17 protein-coding genes are annotated in these 18824 nt (G+C 70.6%); 6 read left to right on the forward strand and 11 right to left on the reverse strand.

The window, feature by feature from the left end:
• Positions 1-180: 180 nt before the first annotated feature.
• Entirely contained in the window at positions 181-1131 is a 951-nt protein-coding gene (locus V1351_RS08550; RefSeq protein WP_338747739.1) for a heme o synthase, read from the reverse strand.
• A gap of 310 nt (positions 1132-1441) precedes the next feature.
• Between V1351_RS08550 and tkt the strand changes: the two genes are divergently transcribed.
• From tkt to pgl, 6 genes are read left to right on the forward strand one after another with little or no spacing between them, the layout of a single operon-like run.
• Positions 1442-3544 carry a transketolase gene (tkt, locus tag V1351_RS08555; RefSeq protein WP_338752491.1) on the forward strand — a complete coding sequence of 701 codons (2103 nt, stop codon included), beginning with the start codon at positions 1442-1444 and terminating at the stop codon, positions 3542-3544.
• A gap of 6 nt (positions 3545-3550) precedes the next feature.
• Positions 3551-4684, forward strand: coding sequence for a transaldolase (gene tal, locus V1351_RS08560; protein ID WP_338747740.1), 1134 nt, complete (start codon positions 3551-3553; stop codon positions 4682-4684).
• Positions 4681-6303 carry a glucose-6-phosphate isomerase gene (locus V1351_RS08565; RefSeq protein WP_338747741.1) on the forward strand — a complete coding sequence of 541 codons (1623 nt, stop codon included), beginning with the start codon at positions 4681-4683 and terminating at the stop codon, positions 6301-6303. Before tal ends, V1351_RS08565 begins: the two co-directional genes overlap by 4 nt.
• On the forward strand, positions 6300-7841 hold the full coding sequence (zwf, locus tag V1351_RS08570) for a glucose-6-phosphate dehydrogenase (protein ID WP_338747742.1): 1542 nt from the start codon (positions 6300-6302) through the stop codon (positions 7839-7841). Before V1351_RS08565 ends, zwf begins: the two co-directional genes overlap by 4 nt.
• On the forward strand, positions 7838-8956 hold the full coding sequence (locus V1351_RS08575; RefSeq protein ID WP_338747743.1) for a glucose-6-phosphate dehydrogenase assembly protein OpcA: 1119 nt from the start codon (positions 7838-7840) through the stop codon (positions 8954-8956). The genes zwf and V1351_RS08575 overlap by 4 nt, the downstream gene beginning before the upstream one ends.
• Positions 8957-8958: 2 nt before the next feature.
• Positions 8959-9699 carry a 6-phosphogluconolactonase gene (pgl, locus tag V1351_RS08580; RefSeq protein WP_338747744.1) on the forward strand — a complete coding sequence of 247 codons (741 nt, stop codon included), beginning with the start codon at positions 8959-8961 and terminating at the stop codon, positions 9697-9699.
• On the opposite strand, the gene V1351_RS08585 is transcribed toward pgl, so the two are convergent.
• From V1351_RS08585 to V1351_RS08630, 10 genes are all read right to left on the reverse strand, one after another.
• Entirely contained in the window at positions 9689-10039 is a 351-nt protein-coding gene (locus V1351_RS08585) for an RNA polymerase-binding protein RbpA (RefSeq protein ID WP_338747745.1), read from the reverse strand. The genes pgl and V1351_RS08585 overlap by 11 nt on opposite strands.
• 26 nt (positions 10040-10065) lie before the next feature.
• On the reverse strand, positions 10066-10311 hold the full coding sequence (secG, locus tag V1351_RS08590) for a preprotein translocase subunit SecG (protein WP_185992306.1): 246 nt from the start codon (positions 10309-10311) through the stop codon (positions 10066-10068).
• A gap of 98 nt (positions 10312-10409) precedes the next feature.
• Entirely contained in the window at positions 10410-11201 is a 792-nt protein-coding gene (tpiA, locus tag V1351_RS08595; RefSeq protein WP_338747746.1) for a triose-phosphate isomerase, read from the reverse strand.
• Between the two features lie 2 nt (positions 11202-11203).
• The gene (locus V1351_RS08600; protein WP_338747747.1) at positions 11204-12412 is read right to left on the reverse strand and encodes a phosphoglycerate kinase; all 1209 of its coding nucleotides are present in this window, start codon (positions 12410-12412) and stop codon (positions 11204-11206) included.
• A 40-nt stretch (positions 12413-12452) separates the two neighbouring features.
• Positions 12453-13460, reverse strand: coding sequence for a type I glyceraldehyde-3-phosphate dehydrogenase (gene gap / locus V1351_RS08605; RefSeq protein WP_338747748.1), 1008 nt, complete (start codon positions 13458-13460; stop codon positions 12453-12455).
• Positions 13461-13575: 115 nt separating this feature from the next.
• The gene (gene whiA / locus V1351_RS08610) at positions 13576-14556 is read right to left on the reverse strand and encodes a DNA-binding protein WhiA (RefSeq protein ID WP_338747749.1); all 981 of its coding nucleotides are present in this window, start codon (positions 14554-14556) and stop codon (positions 13576-13578) included.
• Positions 14557-14590: 34 nt separating this feature from the next.
• Positions 14591-15541: a gluconeogenesis factor YvcK family protein gene (locus V1351_RS08615; protein WP_338747750.1), complete on the reverse strand. Its 951-nt coding sequence runs from the start codon at positions 15539-15541 to the stop codon at positions 14591-14593.
• 2 nt (positions 15542-15543) lie between these two features.
• Positions 15544-16461: an RNase adapter RapZ gene (rapZ, locus tag V1351_RS08620; protein WP_338747751.1), complete on the reverse strand. Its 918-nt coding sequence runs from the start codon at positions 16459-16461 to the stop codon at positions 15544-15546.
• Positions 16458-18398 carry an excinuclease ABC subunit UvrC gene (gene uvrC, locus V1351_RS08625; protein WP_338747752.1) on the reverse strand — a complete coding sequence of 647 codons (1941 nt, stop codon included), beginning with the start codon at positions 18396-18398 and terminating at the stop codon, positions 16458-16460. The genes rapZ and uvrC overlap by 4 nt, the downstream gene beginning before the upstream one ends.
• A gap of 3 nt (positions 18399-18401) precedes the next feature.
• Positions 18402-18791, reverse strand: a complete 390-nt coding sequence (locus V1351_RS08630; RefSeq protein WP_338747753.1) for a Rieske (2Fe-2S) protein — start codon at positions 18789-18791, stop codon at positions 18402-18404.
• Positions 18792-18824 lie beyond the last annotated feature (33 nt).

Here is an 18824-nt window from a genome sequence, read left to right on the forward strand (position 1 = left end):
TCACCACGAGGCGACCCGGCGGAGGTCTGCGCCCCGGGAGCGGACGAAGGGAGGGTGTGGGCCGGCTCAGGCCACAGCCCGGTCCGACACGACAAGGCGCAGCACAGTCCGAGGGGGCCGGGCCGTGCGCCAAGGCCCGCGCGCGTCCCTTCGTTCGTGGACGCAGGCCGGGAGGGTAACTCAGGCCAGGCCGGGTAGCGGCAGGTGTAGCAGCGGGTCGATGGCCACACCGAGGAAGAGCAGCGTCACGTAGGTGATCGAGAAGTGGAAGAGCCGCATCGGCTTGAGCACCTGCTGGCTGGCGCCCTTGCGGGCCGCCGACATCAGCCGGTGCGCCTCGGCGACGAAGAGCCCACCCGAGAGCAGGGCCGCCCCGAGGTAGATCCAGCCCATGTCGGCCACGGGGACGAGCGCGAGCGAGGTGAGGACCATCAGCCAGGAGTAGGCGACGATCTGCTTCGCCACGGTGGTCTGCTCCTGCACCACGGGGGCCATGGGCACGCCCGCGGCGGAGTAGTCGTCGGTGAAGCGCATGGACAGCGGCCAGTAGTGCGGCGGCGTCCAGAAGAAGATCACGAGGAAGAGGATGATCGCCGGCCACTCGACCGAGTTGGTCACCGCGGACCACCCGATGAGGGTCGGCATGCACCCGGCGATACCGCCCCAGACGATGTTCTGCGCCGTGCGGCGCTTGAGGATCATCGTGTAGCCGACGGCGTAGAGCAGGATCGCCGCGAGCGACAGGGCCGCGGACAACCAGTTGACCAGCAGTCCCAACCACAGCGTGGAGACGAGCGTGAGGACGAGCCCGAAGACCATCGCCCCTCGGGGCGTGGCCTCGCCGGTCACCAGGGGACGGTTGATGGTGCGGCCCATCTTCGCGTCGATGTCCCGGTCGTAGACCATGTTGAAGGTGTTGGCCGCACCGGCGCTGAGCGATCCGCCGACGAGGGTGAGGACGATCAGGCCCAACGAGGGGACGCCGCGCTGGGCGAGGAACATCACCGGCACCGTCGTGACGAGGAGCAGCTCGATGATCCGAGGCTTCGTCAACGCGACGTACGCACGCACGGTGCGCCGCCACGGACGGGTCGCCGGCGACAGGTCGCGCGTCGACTCGAGAGTGCTCACGGACTGCCTTTGCCGAAGGGGGTGGGACGCGGTGGCGCGGTGCGCCGACCGTGCCGACAGTCTACCTGTGTCGAAAGGACCCTCGAGCCCGCCCCCGCACGTCGTGGCACACACCCACGGTCCCACTAGTGTGGGACGTGAGCACCCGACGATCTGCAGAGAAAGGTCCTCCGTGAGCACGGACACCGACAACTCCCCCACGGCCCCCGCCAAGAAGTCGGCCGGTGCCGCGGCCCCCGCGGGAACCACCACGACGGTCACCTCGGCGAACCCCGCCGGTCCTGCGGGGACGTCCTCGCGCTCCAGCGACCTGCCCCGTCCGGTCGCGACGCAGGCCGGCTGGAGCGACCTGGATGTCCGTGCGGTCGACACCGGCCGGGTCCTGGCCGCGGACGCGGTGCAGAAGTGCGGCAGCGGGCACCCCGGTACCGCGATGAGCCTCTCCCCCGCCGCCTACCTGCTCTACCAGCAGGTGATGACGCACGACCCGAGCGATCCGACGTGGCTGGGCCGCGACCGTTTCGTGCTGTCGGTGGGCCACTCCTCACTCACCCAGTACATCCAGCTCTTCCTCTCCGGCTACGGCATGGAGCTCAGCGACCTCGAGGCGCTGCGCACCTGGGGGTCCCTCACCCCCGGCCACCCCGAGGTCCACCACACGCCCGGTGTCGAGATCACCACCGGGCCGCTCGGCTCCGGCTTCGCCTCCGCAGTGGGCATGGCGATGGCCCAGCGCCGTCAGCGGGGCATGTTCGACCCGGACGCCGAGCCGGGCACCTCCCCCTTCGACCACACCATCTGGTGCATCGCCTCCGACGGTGACCTCCAGGAGGGCGTCTCGTCCGAGGGCAGCTCACTGGCCGGTCACCAGGAGCTGGGCAACCTCAACGTCATCTACGACGCCAACCATATCTCCATCGAGGACGACACCGACATCTCCTTCAGCGAGGACGTCGGTGCCCGTTACCGCGCCTACGGGTGGCACGTCATCCACGTCGACTGGCGCCGGACCGGTGACGGCTCGGAGTACGTCGAGGACATCGACGCGCTCCTGGCGGCCTGCACGGCAGCGAAGGAGAACACCTCGGCACCCACGATGATCGTCCTGCACACGATCATCGGCTGGCCCGCCCCCACCAAGCAGGACACGGGTGCCGCCCACGGCGCCGCGCTCGGCGAGGACGAGGTCGCCGGCATCAAGCAGGTGCTCGGCTTCGACGCGGCAGTGGACTTCCCCGTCGAGGAGGCCGTGCTCGAGCACACCCGCGCGGTCGTCGCCCGTGGCCGGAGCGCCCACGCCGAGTGGGACGAGCGGATGACGGCCTGGCGTGCAGCCAACCCCGAGCGCGCCGCGCTGCTCGACCGCGTCGTCGACGCCAAGGTCCCCGAGGGCCTCGACGAGGCACTTCCCACCTTCGAGCCCGACGAGAAGGGCATGGCCACCCGCAAGGCCTCCGGCGAGGTCCTGACCGCCCTCGCCGACGTCATGCCCGAGCTGTGGGGCGGCTCCGCCGACCTGGCCGGATCGAACAACACCACGATGGACGGCCAGCCCTCCTTCATCCCCAAGGGCAAGCAGACCGACACCTGGTCGGGCCACGAGTACGGCCGCACACTGCACTTCGGCATCCGCGAGAACGGCATGGGCATGGCGATGAACGGCATCGCGCTCGAGGGCCTGACCCGCGTCTACGGCGGGACGTTCCTCGTCTTCTCCGACTACATGCGCCCTGCCGTGCGCCTGGCCGCCCTCCAGCAGCTGCCGGTGACCTACGTGTGGACGCACGACTCCATCGGCTTGGGTGAGGACGGACCGACCCACCAGCCGATCGAGCACCTGGCCGCCCTGCGCGCCATGCCGGGTCTGGACGTCGTCCGTCCGGGCGACGCCAACGAGGTCAGCGTCTGCTGGGGCCAGGTCCTGAGGAACACCTCCACCGCGGCACTGGCTCTTTCCCGCCAGGGCACCCCGGTCATCGACCGCCGCGAGTTCGCGTCGGCGGCCGGGGCGGCGAAGGGCGCCTACGTCCTGGCCGAGTCCAGCAGCGACGTGCCGGAGGTGGTCCTCATCGCCACCGGAACCGAGGTCGCCGTCGCCATGGCGGCCCGCGCCACGCTCGAGGAGGCCGGCACCGGTACGCGCGTGGTGTCCATGCCCTGCCGGGAGTGGTTCGACCGGCAGCCGAGGGCCTACCGCGACGAGGTCCTCCCGCCCGCCGTCCGGGCACGCGTCTCCGTCGAGGCCGCGACCCCCTTCGGCTGGCGCGAGGTCATCGGCGATGCCGGCGAGAGCGTCGGGATCGACCACTTCGGCGCCTCGGCGGACCACGCGACCCTGTACGAGAAGTTCGGCATCACGCCCGACGCCGTCGTCACGGCGGCCAAGGCGTCCATCGACAACGCAAAGGGATGAGTGAACATGGCAGGACATCTCCCGACCAAGCCCGCAGCGGTCGAGGCCCTGGACCGGGCCGGAGTGTCGGTCTGGCTGGATGACCTCAGCCGCGAGCGACTCCGCTCGGGCAACTTGCAGGACCTCATCGACACCAAGGGGATCGTCGGGGTCACCACGAACCCATCCATCTTCCAAGCGGCACTGGCCCAGGGAGACGCCTATGACGAGCAGCTCAACGCACTCGCTGCCCGGGGCACGGACGTCGACGAGGTCGTCTTCGCCCTGACCACCGACGACGTGCGCGACGCCTGTGACGTCTTCCGACCGATCCACCAGGCCACCGACGGCGTCGACGGCCGCGTCTCGATCGAGGTCGACCCGCGTCTGGCCCACGATGCCGAGCAGACCGTCACGGTCGCTCGCCAGCTGGCCGAGGCCGTCGACCGACCGCAGGTCTTCATCAAGATCCCGGCGACCGAGGCCGGGCTGCCCGCGATCACCGAGACCCTCGCGGCGGGGATCAGCGTCAACGTCACGCTGATCTTCAGCCTCGAGCGCTACCGCGCGGTGATGAATGCCTTCATCGAGGGCCTCGAGCGGGCTCTGGACGCAGGCAGGGACCTGTCGACGATCCACTCCGTCGCCTCCTTCTTCGTCTCCCGGGTCGACTCGGAGGTCGACGGCCAGCTCGAGCGGATCGGCACCGACGAGGCGCTCGCCCTGCGTGGCAAGGCCGGCGTGGCCAACGCCCGGCTGGCCTACCAGGCCTACGAGGAGGTCTTTGCCACGCCGCGGTGGCAGCGACTCCAGGACGAAGGGGGACGCCGTCAGCGCCCGTTGTGGGCCTCCACCGGTGTGAAGAACCCGGACTACCCGGACACGATGTACGTCACGGACCTGGTCGCGGACAACACCGTCAACACCATGCCGGAGAAGACGCTGGACGCGACCATCGACCATGCCACGGTCACCGGTGACGCCGTCACCGGGTCCTATGCCGATGCCCGGGAGGTCCTGGACGCGCTCGCCGGCCTGGGCATCAGCTACACCGACGTCACCGACACGCTGGAGACCGAGGGCGTCGAGAAGTTCGAGAAGGCTTGGGAGGAGCTGCTCGACGGCGTGCGCGCCGAGCTCGGCAAGGCGGCCACGCGATGACCAGTCTGGCCGTCCTGGCCTCCGGCGCCGCCGCCGACGCGGTGGGCGACCACGTCCCCGACCTGGTGTCGGACCGGGTGGCCAGCCGACTCTTCGAGCGTGATGCCGGCCTGTGGGGTGACGCCGCCCGGGGGGAAGCGGCCCAGCGTCTGTCCTGGGTCGGCCTCGGCCGCACCTCCCGACACCTCGTCGGTGAGATCGGCGCGTTGCGCGAGGCGTTGCGCGAGCAGGGCGTGGACCGGATCGTGCTGTGCGGCATGGGCGGCAGCTCGCTCGCGCCCGAGGTCATCTGCGCGAGCGCCGGTGTCCCGCTGACGGTGCTGGACTCCAGCCACCCCGACGTCGTGCGTGCCGCGACGACCGATGTGGCCCGCACGGCCGTCGTCGTCTCCAGCAAGTCCGGCTCGACCGTGGAGACCGACAGCCAGCGGCGCGTCTTCGAGCAGGCCTTCGCCGACGCAGGCATCGATGCCGCCGCACGGATCGTCGTCGTGACCGATCCGGGCAGCCCCCTCGAGGAGGATGCCCGCAGCAAGGGCCAGCGGGTCGTGACCGCGGACCCGGACGTCGGTGGACGCTACTCCGCCCTGACCGCCTTCGGACTGGTCCCCTCGGGGCTGGCCGGTGTCGACATCGAGGCACTGCTCGACGACGCCGAGGCGGTCACCGACCTGCTCGCCGAGGACGACGAGGCCAACCCGGGCCTGCGCCTCGGCGCGGCCATCGCGGGCACCCAACCACCGCGCGACAAGCTCTACCTCGTCGACCACGGGACGAGCGCGCGTGGTCTCGGCGACTGGATCGAGCAGCTGGTCGCCGAGTCCACCGGCAAGCAGCAGCGCGGTCTGCTCCCCGTCGTCCTCGACGCACCCGGACCAACCTCGCTGCCGGCTGATGCCACCCTCTGCCGCCTGGTCGAGGTCGGCGAGGACGACCATCCCGCCCCGACCGTGGCCCCCTCCACCGTGGACGTCGGCGGCTCGCTGGGCGCCCAGTTCCTCCTGTGGGAGGTCGCCACCGCGGTGGCCGGCCGACTGCTCGGGATCAACCCCTTCGACCAGCCCGACGTCGAGAGTGCCAAGCAGGCCGCGCGTGAGCGGATGTCGGGGTCCGACACCGCCACGACTGCCGTGGACGCCGTGGACGGCCCGGTCGAGATCAGTCACCTCGGAGGCCAGTGGCTGGGCGGAGCGACCACGACCCAGGAGGCTCTCGAGGCCCTGCTCGCCCAGCTCGACACCGAGCACGGGTACGTCGCCGTCATGGCCTACCTCGACCGGGCAGCCGATGCCCCCTTCGCCGAGGCGGTGGACGCGCTGGCTGCCCGCGTGCGGCGACCGACCACCCTCGGGTGGGGGCCTCGCTTCCTGCACTCGACCGGCCAGTACCACAAGGGCGGCCCCCGCACCGGGGTCTACCTGCAGATCACCGACGCACCCGCGCAGGACCTGCCCGTCCCCGGTCGCGACTTCACGCTCGGTGAGTTCATCCGCGCCCAGGCCGGTGGCGATGCTGCCGTGCTGGCCGACCACGGACGTCCGGTCCTCGTGCTGCACCTGAGCGACCACGACCGCGGGCTGGCCCTGGTCGGCGACGCGCTCCGGGGTGGCCGCGCATGAACCCCGCCCGCGTCACCGCCGAGACCAATCCGCTGCGGGACCCGCGGGACAAGCGTCTGCCGCGCATCGCCGGCCCGTGCAGCCTGGTCCTCTTCGGGGTCACCGGGGACCTGGCCCGCAAGAAGCTGCTCCCGGCGATCTACGATCTGGCCAACCGCGGACTGCTGCCGCCGGGCTTCTCGCTCGTCGGCTTCGCCCGTCGCGACTGGGCCGACCAGGACTTCGGCAAGGTCGTCCACGACTCCGTGCGCGAGCACGCTCGCACCCCCTTCCGGGAGGAGGTCTGGCGTTCGCTGTCCGAGGGCTTCCGGTTCGTCCCCGGGGTGTTCGACGACGACGCGGCCTTCGACCTGCTCGCCAGGACGGTGCACGAGCTCGACGAGGAGCGCGGCACCGGGGGCAACCACGCCTTCTACCTGTCCATCCCCCCGGACTACTTCTCCATCGTCTGCGAGCAGCTCCAGCGCAGCGGTCTGGCCACCCCCCAGGAGGACTCCTGGCGGCGTGTGGTCATCGAGAAGCCCTTCGGCCACGACCTGGCGAGCGCGCAGGAACTCAACGGGATCGTCGAAGCGGTCTTCCCGCCCGACGCGATCTTCCGGATCGACCACTACCTGGGCAAGGAGACCGTCCAGAACCTGCTCGCGGTGCGCTTCGCCAACCAGATGTTCGAGCCGGTGTGGAACAGCCACTACGTCGACCACGTGCAGATCACGATGGCCGAGGACATCGGCATCGGTGGACGAGCGGGCTACTACGACGACGTCGGGGCGGCCCGGGACGTCATCCAGAACCACCTGCTGCAGCTGCTGGCCCTCACCGCCATGGAGGAACCGACGAGCTTCGACGCGGGGGCGTTGCGGATGGAGAAGGAGAAGGTCCTCGCGGCCGTCCGGGTCCCGGACGACCTCGGCGCCGCCACCGTCCGCGGGCAGTACACGGCCGGCTGGCAGGGCGGTGAGAAGGTCAAGGGCTACCGGCAGGAGAAGGGGGTCGCCGACGGCTCCACCACCGAGACCTACGCGGCCATGCGGCTGGACATCGAGACCCGCCGGTGGGCCGGGGTGCCGTTCTACCTGCGGACCGGCAAGCGGCTCGGCCGGCGGGTGACCGAGATCGCCGTCGTCTTCCGGCGCGCCCCCCACCTTCCCTTCACGGACACCGAGACCGAGGAGCTCGGCCAGAACGCCGTGGTCATCCGCGTCCAGCCGGACGAGGGGGTGACCATGCGCTTCGGCGCGAAGGTCCCGGGCAACCAGATGGAGGTGCGGGACGTAACGATGGACTTCGGCTACGGTCGCGCCTTCACCGAGTCCAGCCCGGAGGCCTACGAGCGGTTGATCCTCGACGTCCTGCTCGGGGACCCCCCGCTCTTCCCCCGCCACGAGGAGGTCGAGCTCTCCTGGCGGATCCTCGACCCGATCGAACGGTTCTGGACGAGACAGGGCACCGTCGAGGAGTACGCCGCCGGGACCTGGGGACCGGAGGCCGCCGACACGATGATGCAGCGTGACGGACGCACCTGGAGGATGCCGTGATCGTCGATCTGCCCAGCGCGAGCACCGCGCAGGTGGCCCAGCGCCTGATCGAGGTCCGTGAGGACGTCGGCGCGATGGCCCTCAGCCGGGTACTCACCCTCGTCGTCGTCGTCCCGGAGGGGGACGCCGAGGACGCCCTGGCCGTGGCCAACACGGCCAGCCACCAGCACCCCGCACGGATCGTGTGCGTCATCCTGGCCAATGCCCGCGGCAAGGCACGGTTGGACGCCCAGATCCGGGTGGGTGGCGATGCCGGGGCCTCGGAGGTCGTCGTGCTGCGCCTGTACGGAGAGCTCGTCAGGCATGCCCGCAGCGTCGTGACGCCACTCCTGCTGCCCGACTCGCCCGTCGTCGCCTGGTGGCCGACCGAGGGCCCGAAGGATCCCGGGGCCGACCCCGTCGGCGCCATGGCCCAACGCCGCATCACCGACAGCGCTGCCGGCGCCGGAGCCATCACCACCACGCTCAAGCGCCTGGCCCGTACCTACACCTCCGGCGACACCGATCTGGCGTGGAGCCGGGTCACCCTCTGGCGGGGGCTACTCGCCACGACCCTGGATCGGGCCCCCTTCGAGCCGGTCACTGCTGCCACCGTCGTCGGTGCGCAGGACTCGCCGTCGGCCGACCTGCTCGCCGGCTGGCTCCGGTACCGGCTGAACTGCCCGGTCTCCCTCGTCCGCTCGCGCACGGGCACCGGGGTGGTCAGTGTCCGCCTGCAGCGCGACTCCGGCCCCATCGACCTGGTCCGTCCGCTCCTGGGTGCCACCGCGACCCTCGACCAACCCGGCCAACCCCGACGGGCCATCGCCCTCGCCCCCCGGTCCGACGCCGAGTGCCTCGCCGACGAGTTGCGCCGACTCGACGCGGACGAGGTGTACGAGGATGCCCTGACCAAGGGTCTGCCCGAGCTGATCCGACGCAGGATGACGATGACCGAGGCCGTCGAGGAGCACCTCGTACCGTCACCGAGCGACGCCCGGCGCACCACCGAGCGTCTCGCCGAGGGGTCCAGGGGCACCATCCGCAACGCGATGGTCGACGCCGACCCCGAGTCCGCCGGCACGAGCACGGATGCCGTCAAGAACGCCGTGCGCGATCGACTCGACCAGGAGTAACCATGACCGCACCGCTACTCGTCATCCACCCCGGCCCCAGCCGGTTGATCACCCTGGCCGGCGGGCGCCTGCTCACCGCCGTGCAGGACGCCGTCGCCGCCCGGGGAGAGGCACACGTCGCCCTCACCGGCGGCTCCATGGGCTCGGCGGTCGTCGCTGCCCTGACGGACCACCCGGCCGGCGATGTCGTGGACTGGTCATGCGTGCACTTCTGGTGGGGGGACGAGAGGTACCTGCCGGCGGGTGATCCCGATCGCAACGACACCCAGAGCGACGATGCCGGCCTGCGCACGCTCACCGCCACCGCGGAGACCGTCCACCGGGTCCTCGGACCGGACGAGGCCGACTCCGCCGAGGATGCGGCGAGGCGCTACGAGGAGGAGCTGCGCACCCACGGGAACGGTGCCTTCGACGTCGTCCTGCTCGGTGTCGGCCCCGACGGCCACGTTGCCTCGCTCTTCCCCGGCCATCCGAAGCAGCAGGACACCTCCGGCATCGCCGTGGCGGTCCACGACTCGCCCAAGCCACCGCCGACGCGGGTGACGCTCACGGCGGAGTGCCTCTCCCGGTCACGTCAGGTGTGGTTCATCGTCTCCGGTCAGGACAAGGCCGAGGCCGTGGCGAAGGGGGTGGCCGGTGCGCCCGCCGAGGAGAGCAGCACGGGCCTGGTCCGTGGTCAGGAACGCACGGTCTGGCTGGTCGACGAGGCAGCAGCCTCGGGTGTGGGTCAGGTCAGCGGATGAGACCGCGGTTGCGCAGCTCCCCGAGACGCTCCTCGAGGATGGCCTCACCCTCGGAGTCGGAGCGGCGTTCCTTCACATAGGCCAAGTGGGTCTTGTAGACCTCGGCCGTCGGTGCTGCCGGGGGGTTGTCCCTGTCACGACCGGCCGGTAGCCCACAGCGCTTGCACACCCACTCGGCCGGGATCTCCACGCCGTCGTCGACGGAGAAGGACGGAGTCATCTCGTGGCCGTTGGCGCACCAGTAGGAGACGAAACCCCGGGCAGCAGCCTCGCCGCGCTCTGCCTCCCCCATCGGGCCGGCGCCGATACGGCTGCCGCGGATTGCGTTGCCACCTGCCATGAGGAACTCCTAGATCGAGACGGGGATCAGGCGTCGAAACGGTCGACGAGTCCGAGGCCGACGATCGAGGTGAACCACACCAGACCGATGACGACCGTGAAGCGGGTGAGGTTGCGCTCCGCGACCGACGAACTGCCCAACGAGGCCGACATGCCGCCACCGAACATGTCGGAGAGGCCACCACCCTTGCCCTTGTGCATGAGGATGAGCAGGATTTGGATCAGGCCGGTGATCACGAGGATCACCTGGAGTCCGATGCGGACGGCATTCACTCGATCAGGTCCTTGTCGGTCGGGACGGTCGGTCGGTTCAAGCGGGCACCCGAGACGAGCACCCGGGTCAGGATACCTCCCCGGTCCGGCTGTCGGTGTCAGGCGGTCAGGTGCTGCTGGTATCGGCAGATCGAGGCGAAGTCCTCGGCCTCGAGGGAGGCACCGCCGACGAGCGCCCCGTCGACATCGGCGCCGGCCATGATCGAGGCGATGTTGCCGGGCTTGACCGAACCGCCGTAGAGGACCCGAACGGTCTCTGCGGCACCGGTGGAGTACAGCCGCGCGATCGTGGCGCGGATGGCGGCACAGACCTCTTGCGCGTCCTCGGGCGTCGCGACCTCGCCGGTGCCGATCGCCCAGACCGGCTCGTAGGCGATGACGAGGTTCGCGGCCTGCTCCGGCGTGATGCCGGCGAGGCTGCCCTCGATCTGGCCCACGACATGGGTGACGTGCTCACCGGCCTGACGGACATCCAGGCCTTCGCCGACACAGACGATGGGCACGATCCCGTGGCGGAGGGCGGCGCCCGCCTTGCTCGCGACGACCTCGTCGGTCTCACCGTGGTCATGGCGTCGCTCGCTGTGCCCCACCACGGCATACCTGCAGCCGAGCTTGGCGAGGAAAGCGCCCGAGATGTCGCCGGTGTGGGCACCGGAGTCGTGGGGACTGAGGTCCTGGGCGCCGTACCCCATGAGCAACCGGTCACCCTCGACGAGCGTCTGCACGGACCGCAGGTCGGTGAAGGGCGGCAGGACGACGACCTCCACGGCCCCGTAGTCGTGCTTGCCGTCCCGCAGGGTCCAGTCGAGCTTCTGCACGAGGTGGGTGCCCTGGAGGTGATCCAGGTTCATCTTCCAGTTGCCCGCCATCAGCGGCTTGCGGCTGGTCATGATCAGTTCTCCTGCTGGTCGAGGACGGACAGGCCCGGCAGGTCCCTGCCCTCGAGGTACTCGAGGCTGGCACCACCGCCGGTGCTGATATGGCTGAAGTCGCCATCAGCGAAACCGAGTCGGCGCACGGCCGCGGCGGAGTCGCCACCCCCGACGACCGTGAGGGCACCCGACCCGGTCACGTCGGCCAGCGCTCGGGCGACGGCCCGGGTGCCGGCGGCGAAGGGCTCCATCTCGAAGGCACCCATCGGACCGTTCCAGAAGACGGTGCGGCAGTCCCCGAGCGTGTCCGCGAAGAGCTGACCGGACCTCGGGCCGATGTCCAGCCCCATCCTGTCGGCGGGGATCGCATCAGCCGCGACGACCTCGTGGTCCGCGTCCGCAGCGAAGTCGGTGGCCGCGACGACGTCGGTGGGCAGCACGATCTCGACGCCGTCCCGCTCGGCACGCTCGAGGTACTCGCGCACGATCTCCAGCTGGTCCTCCTCGAGCAGGCTCGTGCCCACCTCGTACCCCTGGGCCTTGAGGAAGGTGAAGACCATGCCGCCGCCGATGAGGAGGCGGTCGGCCGTCCCGAGGAGGTTGTCGATGACGCCGAGCTTGTCACTGACCTTGGCACCGCCGAGGACGACCGCGTAGGGCCGCGTCGGGTCGCTCGTCAGGCGACGCAGCACCTCGACCTCGGTCTGGACGAGTCCGCCGACGACGGCCGGCAACCGGGTCGCGATGTCGTAGACGGAGGCCTGGGCACGGTGCACGACGCCGAAGCCGTCGGAGACGTAGACCTCGGCGAGGGAGGCGAGAGAATCGGCGAAGGCCTCCCGCTCGCTCGGGTCCTTGCTCGTCTCCCCCGCGTTGAAGCGCAGGTTCTCCAGCACCGCCACCCGGCCGTCGGCGAGGTCTGCGACGGTGCGGCGGGCGGAGTCGCCCACGGTGTCGGTGGCGAAGGCCACCTCGGCGCCGAGCAGCTCGCCCAGTCGTGTGGCGACCGGGGCGAGTGAGTAGCGCGAGTCCGGCTCCCCCTTCGGCCGACCCAGGTGGGCGCACACGATGACCCGTGCGCCCGCCTCGGCCAGACGGGTGATCGTCGGCAGCGAGGCCCGGATTCGTCCGTCGTCGGTGATCGTCTCCCCGTCCAGCGGGACGTTGAGGTCGGACCGGACGAGGACGCGTCGGCCGCGCACGTCGCCGAGGTCAGCGATGGTCTTCACGGATGCCTTTCTTGCCGTCGATCGTGGGTCGGGGTGGGGATCAGAGGGAGGAGCCGACGAGGGCGACCACGTCGACGAGCCGGTTGGAGTAGCCCCACTCGTTGTCGTACCAGCCGACCACCTTGACCTGGTTCCCGATGACCCGGGTCATGCCCGCGTCGAAGATGCAGCTCGCCGGGTCGGTCTCGATGTCGGTGGAGACGATCGGCTCCTCGGTGTAGGTGACCAGCCCCTTCATCGGCCCCTCGGACGCGACCGCACGCATGATCGCGTTGACCTCCTCGACGGAGGTCTCCCGAGCGGCTTCGATGGTCAGGTCGGTGGCCGAGCCGGTGGGCACGGGCACGCGGAAGGCGAAGCCGTCGAGCCTGCCCTCCAGCTCCGGCAGGACCAGGGAGACGGCCTTGGCCGCACCGGTCGTGGTCGGCACGATGTTCATCGCAGCGGCCCGGGCCCGGCGCAGGTCCTTGTGCGGGCCGTCCTGGAGGTTCTGGTCGGCGGTGTAGGCATGGATGGTGGTCATCAGGCCCTTGGTGATCCCCAGGCCGTCATTGAGCGCCTTGGCCATCGGGGCCAGGCAGTTCGTCGTGCAGGACGCGTTGGAGATGATGGTGTGCTTGCTCGCGTCGTACAGGTCGTCGTTGACACCCATGACGACCGTGAGGTCCTCGTTCTTGGCCGGGGCCGAGATGATGACCTTCTTCGCGCCGGCCTCGACGTGCGCCTTGGCCTTGGTCGCGTCGGTGAAGCGACCGGTGGACTCGACCACCACGTCCACACCGAGGTCGCCCCAGGGCAGCTGCGCCGGGTCCGTCTCGGCGAGGGACCTGATCAGCCTCCCGTCGACCTCGATGCCGCCCTCGACGACCTTCACCTCACCGTCGAAGCGACCCAGGACCGAGTCGTACTTGAGCAGGTGCGCCTGGGTGGCGTCGTCACCCAGGTCGTTGAAGGCCACGACCTCCATGTCGGCCCCGGACGCCTTGACGGCGCGGAAGAAGTTGCGGCCGATCCGACCGAACCCGTTGATGCCAACTCGTACTGTCACGGTGGTGCCTCCCGGGAGTGGTTGCGCACTGATGGCCGCGGATCGCGGCTCCCGTCCACCCTATGGCCTGTCGGGGCCCGGTGCGGATCCGGGCCCGCACCGTGGCTGAGCTGCCTCAACCGTCGAGCATGTCCGAGGTGAGGGAGGCCTCGGTACCGGGGATCCCCTGGTCGTCGGCGCGCTTGTCCGCCATGGCCAGCAACCGGCGGATGCGGCCGGCGACGGCGTCCTTGGTCATTGGGGGGTCGGCCCGCTGTCCGAGCTCCTCCAAGGAGGCCTCCTTGTGCTGCAGCCGCAGCTGGCCGGCCTCGCGCAGGTGGTCCGGGATGTCCTCACCGAGGATCTCCAGCGCGCGTTGGACCCGGGCTCCTGCAGCGACCGCTGCCCGCGCCGAGCGGCGCAGGTTGGCGTCGTCGAAGTTGGCCAGGCGGTTGGCCGTCGCCCGCACCTCCCGGCGCATGCGCCGCTCCTCCCAGGCCAGTACCGCGTCATGGGCGCCGAGACGGGTCAGCATGGCACCGATGGCGTCGCCGTCACGGATGACGACCCGGTCGACCCCGCGGACCTCGCGTGCCTTGGACGAGATCCCCAGACGACGAGCGGCTCCCACGAGGGCGAGCCCGGCCTCGGGTCCGGGGCAGGTGATCTCGAGCGACGAGCTGCGCCCGGGCTCCGTCAGCGAGCCGTGCGCGAGGAAGGCACCCCGCCACGCGGCCTCGGCATCGCAGACCGCTCCCCCGACCACGCGGGGCGGCAGGCCCCGTACGGGTCGGCCCTCGGCGTCGACGAGGCCGGTCTGTCGGGCCAGCGCCTGGCCGTCGCTGGCCACGCGGACGATGTACCGACTACGGCGGCGCAGGCCACCGGCAGCCAGCTGCATGATCTCGGTCTCGTAGCCGTAGAGCTCGATGATGTCCTTGCGCAGCCGACGGGCCGCACTGGCGGTGTCGAGCTCGGCCTCGACCACGATCTGCCGACCGACCTTGTGCAGACCGCCGGCGAAGCGGAGCACACTGGCGACCTCGGCCTTGCGGCAGCAGGTCCGGGTGACCTGGAACCTGCTCAGCTCGTCCTTGACCTTGTCGGTCATCGCCATGGGGTCCGTCCTTCCGGGGTGGTGGCCAGCGCGTTCACGAGAGGATGTCACGATAGGCCGCCGCGAGCCGCAATTCGTCATGGCGGTCCGTGTGCTGCGCCTGCGACAGCGGCGCCACCACGAGTTGCGCGCCGAGGGTGTCACAGGCTGCGGACAGGCGGCTCGCGTCCTCGACGATGGTGGGGTCGGCGAGGACGACATCGACCGCCAGCTCCGGTGCAGCCTGGTGCAACGTCTCGATGTGCCGGGTGGCTGAGAAGCCACGCGTCTCGGCGGTTTCCATGTCGAGGTTGAGGGTGAGCACCTTGCGGGCGGGCGACTCGGCCAGCGCGGTACGCAGCTCGGGGACGAGCAGGTGCGTGAGGACCGAGGTGTACCAGGAGCCGGGCCCCAGGACGATGTGGTCGGCCTCGCGCACGGCCGACAGCGACTCGGGCTGCGCCGGGGGATCCTGCGGCTCGAGACGGATCGACTCGACGAGACCCCGGGTCTTCGCGATGGCCACCTGGCCGACCACGGTCTCGGTGGCCCGTGGGTCGTGAGCGTCGAGACCGCTGACCTGCGCGCGCAGGTCAAGGGGCACCGCCGCCATGGGCAGCACCCTTCCGCGTGCGCTGAGCAGTCGCCCGACGAGGTCGAGCCCCAGCACCGGGTCGTCGTGCAGCTGCCAGAGCGCGACGATGAGCAGGTTGCCCAGGGCATGCCCCGCGAGGTCGCCCTCACCGGTGAAGCGGTGCTGGAGGACGTCGCTCCACGTCTGCCCCCACTCGTTGTCGTCGCACAGCGCGGTCAGCGCCATGCGCAGGTCTCCGGGCGGCAGCACCCCGAAGTCCTCCCGCAGGCGGCCGGAGGAGCCGCCGTTGTCGGCGACGGTGACGATGGCGGTCACCTGCTCGCACACGAGACGAAGGGCGGATAGCGAGGCCGCAAGACCGTGGCCACCCCCGAGGGCGACCACCTTGGACGAGCGCAGGAGGTCGGGCACACTCACTCCTGGCCGAGGTCACGGTGGACGACGAAGGTCGCGATCTCCTTCGACCCCAGCCGGGTGGCCAGGGCCTCGGCGATCGCCACGGAGCGGTGCTTGCCCCCGGTGCACCCCACGGCGAGGGTGACGTACCGGCGGTTCTCCCTCAGGTAGCCCGCGATCACCGGGGTGAGCATGGTCTCGACGCCGTCGATGAACTCCTGTGCCCCGGGCTGGGACAGGACGTACTCGGCGACCTGGGTCTCCCGACCCGTGAACGGCCGCAGCTCCGGCACCCAGAAGGGGTTGGGCAGGAACCGCATGTCGAGGACGAAGTCGGCGTCGAGCGGGACTCCGTACTTGAAGCCGAAGGAGAGGACGGCCAGGCGCAACCGCTCGGAGGTGTCGTCGTGGAAGATCGGACTGATCTTGCGTCCGAGCTGGTGGACGTTCAGCCCTGAGGTGTCGACGACCATCTCGGCGCTCGCCCGGATGTCGGAGAGGACCTCGCGCTCGTGCTGGATGGCATCCAGCAGACGTCCATCGCCCTGCAGGGGGTGGGGACGACGCACGCTCTCGAACCGACGCACGAGAGCCTCGTTGGTCGCGTCGAGGAACATCAGGTGCGTGCGCCAGCCGCGCTCGCGCAGTCGTTGCAGTGAGCTGGCCAGGGTCTCGAAGCCCTGTGCGCGCACATCGAGGGCGATGCCGACGCGTACCGGGTCGCCCGGCTCGCCCGCTGCCTCCGCGCGGGACTCCGACAGGCGCATCAGCTCACCGAGGAGCATCACGGGGAGGTTGTCGATGACGTACCAGCCGTAGTCCTCCATGACCTTGCCGACCGTCGAGCGGCCGGCCCCACTCATGCCGGTGACGATGACGATCTCCGGGATCGGGCCCTCGGTCTCGCGCTCGGGGGTGGCAGCAGGCTGGCTCATCCTGGTTCTCCTTCGTCGAGGACCTCACCCGTGGTGAGGTTCACGGCGGGCGTGGACTCCGTCGTGGTCAACTCTGCCGCAATCCGTTCGGCAAGTGCGGGTCCGATCCCCGGGGTCTGCGCCAGATCCTCCGCGCCGGCGGCCCGGATGCGCTTGACCGATCCGTACCGGGCCAGCAGGGCCTTGCGTCGACTGCGGCCCAGGCCCGGGATCTCGTCGAGTGCGCTGCGGGTCATCGACTTGCTGCGGCGCTCCCGGTGGAAGGTGTTGGCGAAACGGTGCGCCTCGTCGCGCAGGCGCTGCAGGAGGAACAGCGCCTCGCTGGTGCGCGGCAGGATCACCGGGTACTCCTCGCCCGGGACCCAGACCTCCTCGAGGCGCTTGGCCAGACCCGCGAGCGCGACGTCCACGATCCCGAGCTCGTCCAGGACACGCTGCGCGGCAGCCACCTGCGGAGCCCCGCCGTCGACGACGACGAGGTTGGGGGGGTAGGCGAACCGGCGCACCTCGGTCGGCTGTTCCGCGCCCGGGGTCGTCCCGGCATCGCGCTCCTTGACGTGCCGGGCGAAGCGCCGCGTGAGCACCTCGTGCATGGATGCCGTGTCGTCCGTGCGGCCGTCGACGTCCCCGCGCACGATGAACCGTCGGTACTCGTTCTTGCGGGCGACCCCGTCCTCGAAGACGACCATGGAGCCCACGACATCGCTGCCCTGCACGTGCGCGATGTCGTAGCCCTCGATCCGCAAGGGCGCGTCGTCGAGCCCGAGTGCCTCCTGCAGCTCCTGCAGGGCCTGGCTGCGGGCCGTCAGGTCGCCGGCGCGGGAGACCTTGTGCCGGGCCAGGGACTGGACCGCGTTGCGTTCGACGGTGGCCATCAGGGCGCGCTTGTCACCGCGCTGGGGCACGCGCAGGGTGACGCGGCTCCCCCTTCGCTCCCCGAGCCAGGCCGCCACGTCCCCGCTCTGCGACGGGAGGACCGGCACGAGGACCTCGCGCGGCACCTGCTCGCCACCGTAGACCTGCTGCAGCAGGTGCTCCACGAGATCCGGGAGGTCCTCCGCGTCCTTCTCAGCGACCCATCCGCGCTGACCGCGGATCCGCCCGCCCCGGACGTGGAAGACCTGGATGGCGACCTCGAGCTCGTCGTCGGCCAGGGCGAAGACGTCCGCATCCGTGCCGTCGGGCAGGACGACGGCCGACTTCTCCAGGGCCTTGGTCAGCGCCGCCACGTCGTCCCGCAGCCGGGCCGCCCGCTCGAAGTCGAGCTCGGTCGCGGCCGCGCGCATCTCCTGCTCGAGGCGCTTGACGAAGCGCGAGGTGTTTCCCGCGAGGAAGTCACACAGGTCGTCGGCCAGGGCGCGGTGGTCCTCCGGCGTGATCCACCCGACGCAGGGCGCGGAGCACTTGTCGATGTAGGCCAGCAGGCAGGGGCGCCCCGACTGCTCCGCGCGCCTGAAGACACCAGGGCTGCACGTCCGCACCGGGAAGACCCGCAGCAGCAGGTCGAGGGTCTCGCGGATGGCCCACGCATGGGTGTACGGACCGAAGTAGCGCGTGCCCTTGCGCTTGGCGGTCCGCAGCACCTGGGCACGGGGGAACTCCTCGCCCATCGTCACCGCGAGGTACGGGTAGGACTTGTCGTCGCGATACTTGACGTTGAACCGGGGGTCGTACTCCTTGATCCAGGAGTACTCGAGCTGGAGCGCCTCGACCTCGTTGGCGACGACCGTCCACTCGACACTCGCGCCGGTGCGCACCATGCGCTGGGTGCGCGGGTGCAGCGCCGCGATGTCCTGAAAGTACGAGGACAGCCGGGACCGCAGCGACTTCGCCTTGCCGACGTAGATGACCCGACCGTGCTCGTCGCGGAAGCGGTAGACGCCCGGGTCGGTCGGGATCGACCCGGGCGCGGGTCGGTAGGTTGCCGGGTCCGCCACTGCCTACCCCCGGGCGACGACCACGTCGTCGCCCTCGACGGTCACCGTGCGCTCGTCGAGCCCCTCGGTGGCCGGGCCCCGGGTCATGTCCCCGGACTCCGGGTCGAACTCGCTGCCGTGGCAGGGACAGACGATCGCGCGCGAGGTGACCTCGGCGACGGTGCAGCCCTGGTGGGGGCACCGTGCGTCGAAGGCCTTGTAGTCGCCCGCTCTCGGTTGGGTCACGACGACTCCGTCAGTGACGGTGCCCCCGCCCTCGGGAACCTCCTCGACCGGCACGCGGACCGGCTCCGACGAGTCGACCGGCTCCTGGCTGCCACCACAGGCCGTCAGCGGTACCGCTGCGCCTGTGGTCGCGACCACTGCGAAGACCTCACGTCGTGTCGTCGTCACATCGAACTCCATCTGCGGAAGGGGTCGGCTTGA

This window comes from Janibacter sp. A1S7 (assembly GCF_037198315.1).
GTDB classification, from domain to species: Bacteria; Actinomycetota; Actinomycetes; order Actinomycetales; family Dermatophilaceae; genus Janibacter; species Janibacter alittae.

Coding starts and splice junctions, on each gene's coding strand:
- tal (WP_338747740.1), top strand. CDS start 3,551: ATGGCAGGACATCTCCCGACCAAGCCCGCAGCGGTCGAGGCCCTGGAC.
- V1351_RS08565 (WP_338747741.1), top strand. CDS start 4,681: ATGACCAGTCTGGCCGTCCTGGCCTCCGGCGCCGCCGCCGACGCGGTG.
- zwf (WP_338747742.1), top strand. CDS start 6,300: ATGAACCCCGCCCGCGTCACCGCCGAGACCAATCCGCTGCGGGACCCG.
- pgl (WP_338747744.1), top strand. CDS start 8,959: ATGACCGCACCGCTACTCGTCATCCACCCCGGCCCCAGCCGGTTGATC.
- V1351_RS08585 (WP_338747745.1), bottom strand. CDS start 10,039: ATGGCAGGTGGCAACGCAATCCGCGGCAGCCGTATCGGCGCCGGCCCG.
- tpiA (WP_338747746.1), bottom strand. CDS start 11,201: ATGACCAGCCGCAAGCCGCTGATGGCGGGCAACTGGAAGATGAACCTG.
- whiA (WP_338747749.1), bottom strand. CDS start 14,556: ATGGCGATGACCGACAAGGTCAAGGACGAGCTGAGCAGGTTCCAGGTC.
- rapZ (WP_338747751.1), bottom strand. CDS start 16,461: ATGAGCCAGCCTGCTGCCACCCCCGAGCGCGAGACCGAGGGCCCGATC.